Source organism: Methylobacterium sp. J-118 (assembly GCF_057836565.1).
In genome coordinates this window covers 3,553,682-3,568,439 of sequence record NZ_JBYQFA010000001.1, presented here as the reverse complement: position 1 = coordinate 3,568,439, position 14,758 = coordinate 3,553,682, and the positions used below count along the sequence as shown (strand labels likewise).

12 protein-coding genes, 1 pseudogene and 1 riboswitch are annotated in these 14,758 nt (G+C 68.9%); of the genes and pseudogenes, 11 read left to right on the top strand and 2 right to left on the bottom strand.

Features of this window, described 5'->3' with window-relative positions; genetic code table 11:
- The first annotated feature begins 19 nt into the window (after positions 1-19).
- Positions 20-125: riboswitch (TPP riboswitch) on the top strand.
- A gap of 72 nt (positions 126-197) precedes the next feature.
- Both thiC and AC3IF3_RS17170 read left to right on the top strand, forming a co-directional pair.
- Positions 198-2,084, top strand: a complete 1,887-nt coding sequence (gene thiC, locus AC3IF3_RS17175) for a phosphomethylpyrimidine synthase ThiC (RefSeq protein ID WP_489217400.1) — start codon at positions 198-200, stop codon at positions 2,082-2,084.
- A 436-nt stretch (positions 2,085-2,520) separates the two neighbouring features.
- Positions 2,521-2,859 (top strand): flagellar protein FlaG, encoded by a 339-nt coding sequence (locus AC3IF3_RS17170; protein WP_243973223.1) that lies wholly within the window; start codon positions 2,521-2,523, stop codon positions 2,857-2,859.
- Positions 2,860-3,204: 345 nt separating this feature from the next.
- Here the strand turns inward: AC3IF3_RS17170 and AC3IF3_RS17165 are convergent, their stop codons facing one another.
- Positions 3,205-3,969 carry a FadR/GntR family transcriptional regulator gene (locus tag AC3IF3_RS17165; RefSeq protein ID WP_489231322.1) on the bottom strand — a complete coding sequence of 255 codons (765 nt, stop codon included), beginning with the start codon at positions 3,967-3,969 and terminating at the stop codon, positions 3,205-3,207.
- A 280-nt stretch (positions 3,970-4,249) separates the two neighbouring features.
- Here AC3IF3_RS17165 and AC3IF3_RS17160 point away from each other — a divergent pair, with 280 nt between their 5' ends.
- The 9 genes and pseudogenes from AC3IF3_RS17160 to AC3IF3_RS17120 all read left to right on the top strand — a co-directional run.
- Complete coding sequence (locus AC3IF3_RS17160) at positions 4,250-5,677, top strand: FAD-binding oxidoreductase (protein WP_489229647.1); 1,428 nt, start codon at positions 4,250-4,252, stop codon at positions 5,675-5,677.
- A gap of 26 nt (positions 5,678-5,703) precedes the next feature.
- On the top strand, positions 5,704-7,032 hold the full coding sequence (locus tag AC3IF3_RS17155) for an MFS transporter (RefSeq protein WP_489229646.1): 1,329 nt from the start codon (positions 5,704-5,706) through the stop codon (positions 7,030-7,032).
- Positions 7,033-7,043: 11 nt separating this feature from the next.
- Positions 7,044-8,144, top strand: coding sequence for a four-carbon acid sugar kinase family protein (locus AC3IF3_RS17150; RefSeq protein WP_489229645.1), 1,101 nt, complete (start codon positions 7,044-7,046; stop codon positions 8,142-8,144).
- Entirely contained in the window at positions 8,141-9,169 is a 1,029-nt protein-coding gene (gene pdxA / locus AC3IF3_RS17145; protein ID WP_489229644.1) for a 4-hydroxythreonine-4-phosphate dehydrogenase PdxA, read from the top strand. Before AC3IF3_RS17150 ends, pdxA begins: the two co-directional genes overlap by 4 nt.
- Positions 9,170-9,177: 8 nt before the next feature.
- Complete coding sequence (locus AC3IF3_RS17140) at positions 9,178-10,305, top strand: iron-containing alcohol dehydrogenase (RefSeq protein ID WP_489229643.1); 1,128 nt, start codon at positions 9,178-9,180, stop codon at positions 10,303-10,305.
- An 11-nt stretch (positions 10,306-10,316) separates the two neighbouring features.
- Positions 10,317-11,213: a dihydrodipicolinate synthase family protein gene (locus AC3IF3_RS17135; protein WP_489229642.1), complete on the top strand. Its 897-nt coding sequence runs from the start codon at positions 10,317-10,319 to the stop codon at positions 11,211-11,213.
- Between the two features lie 206 nt (positions 11,214-11,419).
- Entirely contained in the window at positions 11,420-11,713 is a 294-nt protein-coding gene (gene tnpB / locus AC3IF3_RS17130; RefSeq protein ID WP_489229641.1) for an IS66 family insertion sequence element accessory protein TnpB, read from the top strand.
- Positions 11,714-11,819: 106 nt separating this feature from the next.
- On the top strand, positions 11,820-12,179 hold the full coding sequence (locus AC3IF3_RS17125; RefSeq protein ID WP_489229640.1) for a transposase domain-containing protein: 360 nt from the start codon (positions 11,820-11,822) through the stop codon (positions 12,177-12,179).
- Positions 12,167-12,367: pseudogene (locus AC3IF3_RS17120) on the top strand (IS66 family transposase); the annotation flags it as partial. The gene AC3IF3_RS17125 and the pseudogene AC3IF3_RS17120, both read left to right, overlap by 13 nt.
- Positions 12,368-12,534: 167 nt before the next feature.
- Here the strand turns inward: AC3IF3_RS17120 and AC3IF3_RS17115 are convergent.
- Positions 12,535-14,757, bottom strand: coding sequence for a xanthine dehydrogenase family protein molybdopterin-binding subunit (locus AC3IF3_RS17115; RefSeq protein ID WP_489229639.1), 2,223 nt, complete (start codon positions 14,755-14,757; stop codon positions 12,535-12,537).
- Position 14,758: the final 1 nt, after the last annotated feature.

Sequence of the window (14,758 nt, the reverse complement as noted above, 5' to 3'; positions counted from 1 at the left end):
TCCGTAGTTGTGAGTCTCGAACCGTTCCGAGGGGGGCCCCGCAGGGGGCTGAGATTGGGCACGCTGCCCTGACCCTTGAACCTGATCCGGCTCATACCGGCGGAGGGACGGGAACCTGCGGTCGCGCCCGTGCGCCCGCCTCTCTCATCTCAGCCATCGCGTGGACCGGACCGCTCCAGCACGAGGAGAGGCCCACGATGAACGCACCCGTTCTTCCCAAGGACGTGAAAGGCAGCCCCGAGGCCGTGACCACCGGTCCGGTCACCGGATCGCGCAAGGTCTACGCCAGTCCGATCGGCCGGCCCGACATCCGCGTGCCCTACCGAGAGATCGCCCTGTCGGACCCGAAGGAGGCGCCGGTGCGGGTCTACGATCCCTCGGGTCCCTATACCGAGACCGACGCGCGCATCGACCTCAGCGCCGGCTTGCCCGGCGTGCGCGAGCCCTGGATCGCGGCGCGCGGCTACACGTCCGTCGCGCCCCGGGCGGTCAAGCCCGAGGATAACGGCTTTGCCGGCGACAAGCTCGTGGCCCCCTGCCCCGCCACCCGCACGATCCGCAAGGCGGCGCCGGGCCAGGCGGTGACGCAGTACGAATTCGCCCGCGCCGGGATTATCACCGAGGAGATGATCTACGTCGCCCACCGCGAGAACGCCTGCCGGGAGCAGATGCTGGAGGGCGCGGAAGCCACCCTCGCCGACGGCCAGAGCTTCGGTGCCGCGGTGCCGCCGTTCATCACCCCGGAATTCGTGCGGGACGAGATCGCCCGCGGCCGGGCGATCATTCCGGCCAACATCAACCATACCGAGCTGGAGCCGATGGCGATCGGCCGGAATTTTCTGGTGAAGATCAACGCCAACATCGGCAACTCGGCGGTGACGTCGTCGGCCGCCGAGGAGGTCGAGAAGCTGGTCTGGTCGATCCGCTGGGGCGCCGACACGGTCATGGACCTGTCCACCGGCCGCAACATCCACAACATCCGCTCGTGGATCATCCGCAATTCACCCGTGCCGATCGGGACGGTGCCGATCTACCAGGCGCTGGAGAAGGTTGGCGGCGACCCGCTCAAGCTCGACTGGGAGGTGTTCAAGGACACCCTGATCGAGCAGGCCGAGCAGGGGATCGACTACTTCACCATCCATGCCGGCGTGCGCCTCGCCCACGTGCCGCTCACCGCCCGGCGGGTCACCGGCATCGTCTCCCGCGGCGGCTCGATCATGGCCCGCTGGTGCCTCGCCGGGCACCGGGAATCGTTCCTCTACGAGCGGTTCGACGAGATCTGCGACATCATGCGGGCCTACGACGTGTCGTTCTCCCTGGGGGACGGCCTGCGCCCCGGCTCGATCGCCGACGCCAACGACGCCGCGCAGTTCGGCGAGCTGGAGACGCTGGGCGAACTCACCAAGGTCGCCTGGGACAAGGGCTGCCAGGTGATGATCGAGGGCCCCGGCCATGTGCCGATGCACAAGATCAAGGTGAACATGGAGAAGCAGCTGAAGGAGTGCGGCGAGGCGCCGTTCTACACCCTCGGCCCGCTGACCACCGACATCGCGCCGGGCTACGACCACATCACGTCGGGTATCGGAGCCGCCATGATCGGCTGGTTCGGCACCGCGATGCTCTGCTACGTCACCCCGAAGGAGCATCTCGGCCTGCCCGACCGGGACGACGTGAAGACCGGGGTGATCACCTACAAGATCGCCGCCCATGCCGCCGACCTCGCCAAGGGCCACCCCGCCGCGCAGCTGCGCGACGACGCGCTCAGCCGCGCCCGGTTCGACTTCCGCTGGGAGGACCAGTTCAACCTGGGGCTCGATCCGGACACGGCCCGCCGCTACCACGACGAGACTCTGCCCAAGGACGCCCACAAGGTCGCGCATTTCTGCTCGATGTGCGGGCCGAAATTCTGCTCGATGAAGATCACGCAGGATCTGCGCGCCGAGGTGCTGGCGATGGAGGAGGCCGGGGAAGTCGTGGGCGCCGCGCCCGCGATGTCCAAGGCCGAGGCCGAGGCCGGCATGCGAGCGAAGTCGCAGGAATTCCTCGCCGAGGGTGGGAAGCTCTACGTGGACGCCGCCGAATGAGCCGGCGGCACGCCCGGTCCGGTCAGGAACGGGCGTGCCGCAGCGTGTTTCCGGATCGCCCGCCATCTGCACCTTGACCGGGAGCGGGGATCCGGGACCAGAGCCATAGTGCAGGGCCGAGAGCCTCAGATCCGCGCGTTGTCGGTTGGGTCGCCTCAACGGTGCGGCCATGCGGGCGCGGCGGACCGCGATGGGTCGATGCCGGCGGATGGCTTCGCGCGGTGTCGCGGTCACCAGCGGGACGTCCCTATGCAACCGGGCTCGCGCATCCCACTGCGACGCCGAAAACAGCATGGATTTGTGCCGCTGCGGTAACCGGATGTTCATCCCATACCCGGACGGCGCGCGACATTCGGTGGATCAAGGCCAAGCGTTAAGGGACGCTTAGGCGCGCTCGTCCCTGAATCCCTGATCACAGGATTGCAGGAGATCGACCATGGAGATCCGCCCGCTGACGACGCCGACGCAGGGCCCCCAGGGCCTCGACGCGCTCGGGGCCACAGCCGCCTCCGCCAGCACGCAAGACACGCCGGATCCGTCGGCGGGCGCCACGACGCTGGAGCCGGCGGTGAAGCTCGATATCGCCGCCACCAGCAGCAAGGCGCGCTTCATCCAGGACCCGGACACCAGCGCGATCGTATTCCAGGTCATGGACCCCGCCTCGGGTGACGTGATCGACCAGTTGCCCAGCGAGACGGCCCTCCGCAATCGCGCCTACGAGTCCGCGCGGGATACGCACGCGACGCAATCCGGGAGCCTGTCGCGGGTCGCCTGAGCTGCGCTGATGCCTTTGCCGATCACATAGGCGCGCTCCGACGCAGGGAGGTTTTGCCCCGCACGCGCCTTCTGAACGCGCACAACGGCCAAGATGTCGGCGTCCCACGCCGCGGAGGCGGGGCGGCGCGTGCCGAAGTTCCGTGTGGCGAGCGTGACGAGCGTTGCTCCGTCGGCAGGTATCGTCCGGTTCCGCGTTGCCCGCGACCCTGTGAGCGCGGCCGTTCAATGTCTGGATGTGGCGGAAAGCTATCCGTCTGGTGCGTATAAAAGGAGACGCGCTTCTTCGGATCCGGCTCCGACGTGCTTCCCAAAATGCCGACCGACTCGGCGACCGTTCTAGGACTTACAGCGAAAGATCGAGCAACCGCCCTTCGAACAGGCGGTCCCGCGAGGTGCGGATATGGATGGCCATACAGCTTCGGGCCGCCTCGGCCTCGCCGTCTTGGATCGCGCGGAAGATGCCCTCGTGCTCGTCGAGCACGCCCTTCAGGCCGGAGTTCGGACCGAGAAGGGACAGGCCATGGATCTTCATGCCGACCGCGATGTGCGAGCGCAGCGCCTGAAGAGAGGCCGCATAGTAGTGGTTGTTCGAAGCTTCCGCGATCGCGTGGTGGAACATGAAGTCGGCATCCTCGCGGTGCTGTTCCTGGCGCGTCGCCGTCGCGAGAAGGTCCAGGGCTGCCGCGATGCTGTGGAGGGCTGATTCGTCCCGCCGGAGGGCCGCGTGGAAGGCGGCATCCGGCTCGATGGTGAGCCGGAACTCGTAGCAGCGCTGGATGTCGGCGATGCTCTCGACCGGGGCGAAGCCCAGCGTCTGCTTCGCCTCGCTCGCCCGGACGAAGCTGCCCGCGCCGCGCCGGGACACGATGGCTCCCTCGCGCCGCAACCGGTCGAGGGCGGAGCGGACCACGGGGCGCGAGACCCCGAACTGGCCCGCGAGATCGTGCTCGCTCGGCAGGCGGTCGTTCGGTGCGTAGGTGCCGTCCGCCACGCTGGTGAGGATCGCCCGGTAGACGATATCCACCAGACTCGTCGGGCGAGGCGTCGATGCCTCCGATGATAGGGCCAAAGGTGCCGTCACTGGCTGTCCGTTCCCGCACGACCACATAGGCAGGGTGTCGGTTCGAGGAAGCGCCAACCTGACACATCTGGGCGCCCCCGTCACGCAACTTGTAAAAAAGATGTCAGGTGCGGCGTGGCTCTCGACACGCCCCGTGTCGCCTCCGCGCCGTCGCAAATTCGCCATTCGGAAGAATGGTTGTCGCCGGAACCTGTCTGGAATTAGGCGGCCAAAGCCCCTTGACCTGTCCTATAGCCCCGCGTAATTGACTGACAACTTTATAACAAATTTGATGCCGGGGCGGGACCCCGCTATATGGGAGGTTGCCGTGAGTGATGCTCAAGGCTTCATCGAACTCTTGGCCGCCATCGTCGGCCCTCGGAACGTGATTGGTCCGAGCGACGATCTCGCCCCCTACGTGACCGACTGGCGCGAGCGCTACCACGGCCAAGCCGACGCGGTCGTGAAGCCCGCCAATGTCTCCGAGGTGTCGCAGGTCGTTGCCCTGGCGCATCGCGAAGGCGTGGCCATCGTCCCGCAGGGCGGCAATACCGGCCTGTGCGGTGGCGCCACCCCCACCGCGCCCGGCCGCAACCTCGTGATCCGGCTGGATCGGATGCGAGCGATCCGCGCCGTCAGCCCGCTGGCCAACACCATCACCGTCGAGGCCGGCTGCGTGCTGGCCGACATCCAGGCCGCGGCCGAGGCGGCGGATCGGTACTTCCCCCTGAGCCTCGGGGCGGAGGGCTCCTGCCAGATCGGGGGCAACATTGCCACCAATGCGGGCGGGACCGCCGTGTTGCGCTACGGCCCGACGCGCGACCTCGTCCTCGGCATCGAGGCGGTGCTCCCCGACGGTCGGATCTTCGACGGCCTGCGCGCCCTGCGGAAGGACAACACCGGCTACGACCTGAAGCAGCTCTTCATCGGCGCCGAGGGCACGCTCGGCATCATCACCGGGGCGGTGCTGAAGCTCTTCGCCAAGCCGCGGGTGTCGCTCACGGCGCTCGCGATGCTGCCCGGCGTCGAGCAGGCGCTGGAGGTGATGGGCCTGCTGCGCTCCCATGTTGGCGACCGGCTGGGCTCGCTGGAGATCATGAATCGCAGCCAGATCGAGGCCATTCGCGATCACGTGCCGGATACGGCGATCCCGTTCAGCCTCGACACGCCGTGGTACCTTATCGTCGAGCTCACCGACACAATGGCCGGCACCGACCTCGCGACGCCTCTCGAAGCCGCGCTCGGTGAGGCCTTGGAGCGCGAGCTGATCTCGGACGCGTTGATCGCATCGAGCGAGGCGCAGGCCAAGGCCATCTGGAAGGTCCGCCACAGCGTGTCGGAGGGCAACAAACGCTCCGGCCTCGTCGTCTCCCACGACAGCGCCGTGCCGCTCGATCGTCAGGCCGCCTTCGCCGTGAACGTCGAGACGAGGATCCGGGCGGCGGCGCAGCACGCCGTCGTGGCGATGCACGGCCATATCGGCGACGGCAACATCCACGTCTGCGCGCTGATCGACCGGGCGAGGCTCACGGAGAGCGGCGAGGCCGACCGTGTCGTCGCCCTCATCAACGGCATCGTCGATGACGAGACGCGGCTGCAGCGCGGCGCCATCAGTGCCGAGCACGGGATCGGCCTGTCCAACCGCGGCCGGCTCGCCCGGGTCACCGATCCGCTGGAACTCGATGTGATGCGCGCGATCAAGCGGGTGCTCGACCCAGCCGGCCTAATGAATCCCGGCAAGGTCCTGATGGACTGAAGAAGCACAAAAGGGAGGATCGCGCCGTGACGGGACAGAAAACACGACCGCTGCCGAAGCAACGCTGGTTCATCGTTCTGATGTGCTTCCTCGCCGTGGCGATCAACTATATCGACCGCGCCAACCTCGGCGTCGCCGTGCCGATGATCCAGAAGGAATACGGCATCGATCCGGCCCTGATGGGCCTGATCCTGTCGGCATTCTTCTGGTCCTACGTGCTGATGCAACTGCCGGGCGGCTGGCTGATCGACAAGTTCGGCTCGCGCCTGACCTATACGGTGGCGACGCTGATCATGTCGGTCGCGACCTTGGCGACGGCGTTTGCGGGCGGCGTCGCCTCGCTCATCGCGTGCCGCATGGTGCTCGGGATCGGCGAGGCGTTCTGCTACCCGGTCAACGCCAAGGTGACCTCCCTGTGGTTCCGGCGCTCCGAGCGCGGGCTCGCCACCGGCATCTGGGCCTCGGGCTCGCGCGTCGGATCGGCGATGACCCTGCCGCTGGTGGCCTTCATCATCGCCAATTTCGGCTGGCGCGAAGCCTTCCTCGTCACCAGCGCCATCGGCCTCGTATGGATGGTGCTGTGGTACGTGCTCTACCGCGATCCAAGAAACCATTCCGCCGTCTCGGCCGAGCAGCTCGCCGTGCTGGAAGCCGATTACGCGGTGAAGGCCGGCGCCAAGAAGATCCGTTACGCCGAGCTGTTCCGCTACCGGACGATCTGGGGAATGATGATCGGGTTCTTCTGCCTGAACTTCGTCATCTACTTCTACACCACCTGGTTCCCGTCCTACCTCACGCAGTCCCGCGGCTTTTCCCTGACGAAGCTTGGCACGCTCGGGCTGGTGCCCGGCCTCGTGGCGATCCCGGCCGGCTGGCTCGGCGGCTACCTGTCCGACCGTCTGTTCAAGGCGGGCTGGAGCCTCACCGCCGCCCGCAAGACCTGCCTCGTCGGCGGCCTGCTCGCCTCCTCCGTGGTGGCCCTGGCTCCCCTCGTGCCGGGTGACGCGGCGGCCCTGACCCTGCTGGCGATCTCGTATTCCGGTCTCGCCTTCGCCGGCGCCAACATCTGGACGCTGCCGGGTGACGTCGCCCCGACCCCGGCCCATGTCGCCTCGATCTCCGGCATCCAGAACTTCGCCTCGAACCTCGCGGGCATCGCCATCACCACCTTCACAGGTGTGATGGTCTCGATCACCCAGGGCTCGTTCGTGGTGCCGCTGGCGGTGGCCGGGACGCTCAGCATCGTCGGCGCCTGCTCCTACCTGTTCATCGTCGGCGAGATCGCGCCTCTGAAGAGCCGGGAGGATGAGGCCGAGGGCTCCATCTTCGCCGCCGCCAGCCCCTCGAAGGCTTGAGGCAGGCTCCGATGCCGACCCTGCGGTTGATCGCCGACGACCTGACCGGGACCCTCGACACGGCGGCCGGCCTCACCGGCCTCTGTGGCACCATCCCGGTCGCGTGGCCGGAGATCCTACCGGATCGGGCATCGGGCTCGCTCGCCATCGATTCCGGGACGCGCGAGCGCGGAAAAGAAGAGGCGGTGTTGATCACGCGCGGGCTTCTGCCCCGCCTCGACGGGGCGGATATCGCCTTCAAGAAACTCGACAGCCTGATGCGTGGTCCCTGGGCGACGGAGTTGGCGGCCACGGTGCAGGCAGGCGGCTGGCGACGCTGCATCGTGGCGCCCGCCTTCCCCTACCAAGGCCGGGCGACGGTGGAAGGCCGACAGCAGATGCGGCGCGGCGAGGAGTGGGTCCCCGTCTCGACCGATATCGTGCAGATTCTGCGCGAGGCTGGTCTCCCCGCCCGCCGGGCCGCGGTCGCGGACGGGCCGGTGGCGGGCGTCGCCGTCTACGATGCGCGCACCGATGAAGACCTCGCAGCCATCGCGGCTCTGCCGGCGGACGGCTCCGTCCTGTGGTGCGGCAGCGGCGGGCTCGCCGCTGCCCTCGCCGGGAGGACGAAGCCAACCTGCGATGGCCGGCTGGAAGGCCCGGTCCTCGGGCTGTTCGGGTCCGACCGCGCGGAGACCGAGGCCCAACTCGCGGCCTGCGGGCCCCTCCGGCTCGTGCTCACCCACGGCGCGCCCCGTCGAGACCTCATCATCGACCGTCTGTCCCGCGACGGGGCGGTGATGGTGAGCCTCGACCTTTCCCCCGGCACGGCCCGCCGGGCAGCGGCAGGGCAGATCGCGGAGGCCTTCGCGAGATTGATCGACGAGCTCCCCCGGCCGGGGAGCCTCCTCGTCGCCGGGGGCGAGACGCTCAAGGCGCTCTGCCTCGCCCTGTCCGTCGAATGCCTCGACGTGACCGGGCAGATCGCACCCGGCCTCCCGCGCGCGACGCTCCGCGGCGGGCGATGGGACGGCCTGCCGGTCGTGTCGAAATCAGGCGCCTTCGGTGCGTCCGGAATCTGGCGCGACATCCTTTCCCAAAACGGCTTTCCGCACGACAGGAGCGGCACATGACCCCCCACCTCGCCATCACCATGGGCGATCCCGCGGGCATCGGCCCCGAGATCATCGTCAAGGCCGCGGCGCGTCTCAAGGACCGGATCGATTCCGGAGACTTGAAGCTCATGATCGTCGGCAGCGTCCCGGCCCTGCGCCGGGCGGAACAGTCGTTGGGCCTCCTGACGGAGCAAATCGCCGAAGTCTCCGAAACGGGTTCCTGGCCCGCCCTTTGTTGCCTCCAGGCCGACGAGGAGGGCGCACCCGTCGAGCCGGGCCAGCTCTCCGCCGATGGCGGTCGCTTCGCCTACAAGGCGATCGAGGCGGGTGTGCGTATGGCGCTGGCCGACAAGATCGGCGGCATCGTCACGGCGCCGCTCAACAAGGAGGCGCTGAACAAGGCTGGCTACCACTATGCCGGCCATACCGAGATGCTGGCGGAGCTGACCGGCGTGCGCGGCTCGGTGATGATGCTGGCCCACGGCAACATGCGTGTTTCGCACGTCACCACCCACGTCGCCCTGCAGGACGTGCCCAAGCGCCTGACGCCGGAGCGCCTGCGCCTCGTCATCGACCTCACTGACAAAGCCCTGAAGGGCCTGGGTATCACGAACCCGAAGATCGCCATCGCCGCGCTGAACCCCCATGCCGGCGAGGGCGGGCTGTTTGGGCGCGAGGATATCGACGTCAGCACGCCCATCATCGAAATGGCCAATGCCGACGGGCTGAACATCCACGGCCCGGTGCCGGGCGATACGGTGTTCGTGAAGCTGCGCGCCGGCCAATACGACGCGGTGGTCGCGATGTACCACGACCAGGGGCACATCCCGGTGAAGCTCCTGGGGTTCGAGATCGACCCGGCCACGGGCAAGTGGATGGACCTGTCGGGGGTGAACATCACCCTCGGGCTGCCGATCATCCGCACCTCGGTCGATCACGGCACCGCCTTCGACATCGCCGGCCAGGGGATCGCCAACGAGCGCAGCCTGATCGAGGCGATCGAGTATGCCGAGAAGCTCGCCGCCACCCGCCACGCGGCGTGAGGACCAGGATGAACATCGCCTCACCGATCGACCTCGTCCGGCCACAGGAGATCGTCTTCGGCGCGGGCACCCTGTCCCGCATCGCGCGCTTCCTCGCCGAGCGCGGCTGCCGCCGCCCGCTCGTGGTCGCCGATGCCTTCAACGCCGGCCGGGTGGACCTCCTCGGCCTGTCCGGCGAGGTCACCGTGTTCGGATCGGTGAAGCCCGAGCCAGATATCCCGAACCTCGACGCGGTCCTCGCCCTGGCGGAAGAAGTCCGGCCCGATTGCGTGATCGGCTTCGGCGGCGGTAGCGCCATGGATCTCGCCAAGCTCGTCGCGGTCCTGCCGGGCAGCGGCCAGACCCTGCGCGATGTGGTCGGCCCCGAGAAGGTGCTCGGCCGCCGGATCGGCCTCGTCCAAGTCCCGACCACCGCCGGCACCGGTAGCGAGGCGGGCACGCGCTCCCTGGTCACCGACCCGGAGGCGCAGGCCAAGCTCGCTGTGCAGAGCCGCTACATGCTCGCCGACCTCGCGGTGATCGACCCCGATCTCACGATGACCGTCCCGGCCGCCGTGACCGCCGCGACTGGCGTCGATGCCTTGGCCCATTGCGTCGAGGCCTTCACCAGCCGCAAGGCGCACCCGACCATCGATCTCTACGCCCTCGAAGGCGCGCGCCTTGTCGGCCGATACCTCCCGCAGGCGGTAGCCGACGGCTCCGACCGCGAGGCCCGAGCCGGGCTGGCGCTGGCCTCCCTGTACGGCGGGTTCTGCCTCGGGCCCGTGAACACCACCGCCGGCCACGCCGTGGCCTATCCGCTCGGCACCCGGCACCACGTCGCCCACGGACTCGCCTGCGCGGCGATCTTCCCGCACACGCTGGCGTTCAACGCGCCCGCCGTGCCGGAGAAGACCGCGCTCGTGCTGCAGGCGCTCGGTGCCCCGGCCAGCGCCGACGAGGCCGCCGTCCGCGAATACGCTACCCGCTTCTGCGCCGATCTCGGCGTGGAACTGCGCCTGTCGCGCATCGGCGTGCCGGAGGACGATCTGGATGCGATGGCAGGTGAGGCCCACGCCATCCGCAGGCTCCTCGATAACAACCCGCGGGACATGAGCCGCGCCGACATCCTTTCACTTTACCGCGCCGCTTACTGAAGGCTCCTGCGATGACTGCTCCCGCCCTTCATCCCCGCGGCGTGTTCTGCGCCGCCGCCACTCCGCTGACGGCCGATTACGCCCCAGATCACACACGCTTCGTGGCTCATGCCAAGCGGCTGATCGCGCAGGGCTGCGACGGCGTCGCCCTGCTCGGTACGACCGGGGAGGCGAACTCGTTCTCGCTGGCCCAGCGCCAGGCTCTGCTGGAGGCGACCGTCGAGGCCGGCGTCGCCCCGGACAAGCTGATGCCCGGCACAGGCGTCGCGGCGATCTCGGAGACGATCGAATTGACGAACCACGCCCTCTCGCTCGGCGTGAACACGGTCGTGATGCTACCGCCCTTCTACTACAAGGGCGTCACCGATGACGGGTTGTTCGCCGCCTACTCGGAGGTGATCGAACGGATCGGCGATGCGCGGCTTCGCGTCGTCCTCTACCACATCCCCCAAGTCTCGGGCGTGCCGATCTCCCACGACCTGATCGAGCGGCTGCGGGCGCGCTACCCGGAGACCGTTACCGGCATCAAGGATTCCTCCGGCGACATCGCCAACCACGTGGCGATGATCGAGCGGTTCCCTGGCTTCGCCGTGCTGACCGGCGCCGACCCGCTGTTGTTGCCGCTGCTGCCGAAGGGCGCCGCGGGCTGCATCACCGCAACGTCGAACCTCTGCGCGGCGGACCTCGCCTTCGTCTACCGGCACTATGCCGACCCCTCGCAGGCGGACGAGGTCGCCGCAGCGCAGGCCCGCGTGGTGACCGAGCGCGAGCGCACCGTCGGCCCCCGCCAGATGGCCGCGATCAAGGCACTCATCGCGCAGGCGACGGGCGAGGATGGCTGGCTGCGCCTGTGCCCGCCGCTCATGGCCCTCACCGCCGACCAGCACCGCGCGCTGCTCAGCGGCTGAGCGAGCGTAAGCGCTCGGTGACGGCTGCCTTGCGGGGATAAGGCGTGGATCTGGATAAAGGTGATGGCGCTGTATCGACCCTGTGTCTGGACCTATGGCGACCGGTTCTCACATCGTCGTCGCGGGAACGCGACGGACTTGGTCGCCCGAGCAGAAGCGCGCAATCCTCGCCGAGGCGGAGGGTCCGACGACGACGGCCTCAAAGCATGCGCAAGGGCTTCGACGGCTTGGCCAGCCCCGTGCGGGATCACCGCGCGCGTAATCCCTTCCCGGGACCGGCTTCCGTGTTCCGCGGGCGGCAGAGGCACCCGATCCAGGTGCTATCGCGGGACAGCCAGGGCCTTAGCCTGTTCGCCAAGCGCCCGGAGAGGGGTCGCCTCGTCTGGCCGGCGACGGCGGGGGCGGCCGCTGCGCTGACGCCAGCGCAGCTCGCGATGCTGCTGGAAGGCATCGGCTGGCGTGTCCCGGTGCGTGCGGACGGGCCCTGCCTCGCAGGCTGACGCTCGGGTGCCGGAACGGGCATGCGCGCCGGTCGGCACGGCGTGAGCTCTAGATCCTGGCTCACTCTCCGGTGACGTCGATACGCTCAAGCGCACGATCGTCGGCATGGCGCGGGAAGCTGTCCACGCCAACTCGCCGATCGAGGAGCTGCGCAGCGAACCCGCGCGTCACAAGCGTGTGCAGTTTGGCGTCTCGTCCGAGAAGCTGAAGGCACGCGTCGAGCACCCCGAACTCGCCACCGAGCCGTCGGAGGTCGACGCGGCCTCCCGCGCTAGGCCAGCCCGCGGTCCCCTGCCCGATCACCTGCCGCGCGAGAACGTGATTTATCCCGGCACCTGCGCCTGCCCGTCCTGCTGTGGGGTACTGCGTCGGATCAGTGAGGATGTGACGGAGACCCTCGATTACGTGCCCAGCCGCTTCAAGAGGGTCCGGCATGTGCGCGCGGCGTTCGCGTGCCCGCTCTGAGAAGGCATGGTGCAGGTGCCCCCGACCCGCATCATGTCAATGCCCGTGGGCGCGCCGGAGCCGGGCTGCTCGCCCATAGCGCGGTGGCGAAGTGCGATGATCGTCTGCCGCTCTACCGCCAGGCCGAGATCTACGTTCGTGACGGGGTGGACTTGGCCTCGTCGACCCGGTCGGGCTGGGTAGGGGCGACTGCCGCCGCCGGTCGACCTGCTTCGCCTGGACCTCCTGGCCGCCTCGGACGGGCTTCCTCGACCGGACGGCCACCAAGCCCAACGACGCTGGCCACGTCACTGGCGTGCGCTGTGCAATCTGACGGGCACGGCGATCCGTTTCAACGGCCGCGCCCGTCGGCCGGTCAGGCGCCCTGCAAGGCTGCCCGCACCTTGGCCGGCGTGAATGGCACGGACCGCACACGCACGCCGGTCGCATCGAAGACCGCGTTCGACACCGCAGCCGGCACGATGGCGGCGGACGGCTCACCGGCCCCCCATGGCTTCTCGGTCGGCCGGTCGATCAGGTCGATCACCACCTCGGGCACGTCCGGAAAGGTCAGGATCGGGTAGCTCGACCAGTCGAGGCTCGTCACGGCGCCGCGATCGAAGGTGACCTCCTCCATCAGCACCCGGCTGACTGTCTGGATGACGTTACCGTCGAGCTGGTTGCGCACGCCGTCCGGGTTGATGATCTGCCCGCAATCCTGGACCACGAAGAAGCGCGGCACCCGCACCTGCCCTGTGTTGCGATTGACCTCGACCTCGGCCACGCCGGCCACATAGGTGCGGTTGAGCTCGTACTTCACGTAGGAGATGCCACGGCCGCGCAGCACGTCGCCCGCGACGTCCTTCACCGGCGAGGGGCGGGCCTGCCACTTGGCGAGTTCCGCGACCCGCTTCAGCACCTCGATGCCGCGCGGGTCCTTGAGCGCACGCAGGCGGTAGTCCAGCGGATCGGCGCCGGCCGCCGCCGCGCATTCGTCGAGGAAGGCCTCGTTGGCGTAGGTGTTCTGCATACGCCCGGGGGTGCGGATCCAGGACGGCCGCAGCGGCGTCGAAGCCAGACGGTGGCAGACCGTGCGCACGTTCGGGAAGGCGTAGGGCAGCGCCGAGTTGCCGATGATGTTGCCCGGCGCCATCGTGGTCTCGTGCGGCAGGTCGGCCAGCGAGGCCGCCACCAACGGCACGTTGCCCGCGGCCCCTTCCGGAATGTGGAACTGCGAGGACCAGGCGGTGACGTTGCCCTGCTGGTCGAGCCCGGCCTTCAGGTCGATCAGGGTCGGCGGTCCCTTCGGATCCCAGCCGTGCTCGTCCGCGCGCGACCACTGGACCCGCACGGGGCGGCCGACCGCGCGGGCGAGGAGGACTGCGTCGCCGGCCGCATCCTCGTGGCCGTTGCGGCCGTAGCAGCCTGAGCCCTCCACATAGATGCAGCGCACCGCCTCCGGCGCGAGGCCGATCATCGCCGCGAGCTGCTTGCGCAGGGCGTGCGTCATCTGCGAGGCGGTCCAGCAGGTCAGCAGCCCGTCCTTGAGCTCCGCGATGGCGCAGGAGGGACCGATCGAGCCGTGGGTATGGATGGCGAAGTCGTAGCTCGCTTCGAGCCTCCGGGCCGCCTGGCCGAGCGCCGCCTCGGCATCGCCCGTGCTGCTCGTCACGTCGTCCTTGGTCACCTTCGTGGCGCGGACATGCTGCCAGAGCTTGTCCTGCTCGGGCAGCCCCTCCCACTTGGACCACGTCGCCTTCAGCTGTCCGGCCGCCTTGATGGCCGCCCATTCCTTCTGGGCGACGACGGCCAGGAAGTTGCCCTGGCGCACCACCTTGATCAGGCCCGGGATGTTGGCGACCGAAGCCTCGTCCACGCTCTGCAGGTCCGCGCCGATGGCCGGGGGGCGGACCACGCGGGCGTGCACCATGCCGGGCACGCGGTAATCCTGCATGTAGGTGAAGCGGCCGGTCATCTTCTCGGGGATGTCGATCCGCGCCACCGGCTTGCCGACCAGGGCGAACTGCGCCGGGTCCTTCGTCTTGACCGCCGGATCGACCTTGAGGTCGAGGCGCCCGTCCTTCACGAGGTCGGCGTAGGAGAGGCCCTGGCCACCGGCTTTCGGGCGGACGGTGCCGTTCTCGCTCACCAGCGCGTCGGCCGGCACGCCGAGCCGCTCGCTCGCGATCTGCACGAGACGCGCGCGGGCCGTCGCCGCCGCCTGCCGGATCTCGACGCCGCCCTTCTGGATCGAGAGGCTTCCATAGGTCGGCCCCTGATCCGGGGTCAGCGCCGTGTCGCCCTGGACGATGGTCACGCGGTCGAGCGGGAGATCGAGTTCCTCGGCTGCGATCTGCGCCATCGCGGTCTCGACGCCGGTGCCGAGATCGACCTTGCCGGAGAAGATCGTAACGCGGCCATCGGCACCGAGGGCCAGGAAGCTGTCGACCTGGTCCGGGGCGACGGGCTTCGAAAAGCCGGTGGTGACGACCGGCGCAAAGGTCTGCGCCTCGGCCCGGGGGCTGGGCAGCGAGAAGCCGACGACCAGCGCGCCGCCCTGGAGGAGCAGGCCGCGGCGGGAGAGGAGGGGTGCGTTCATG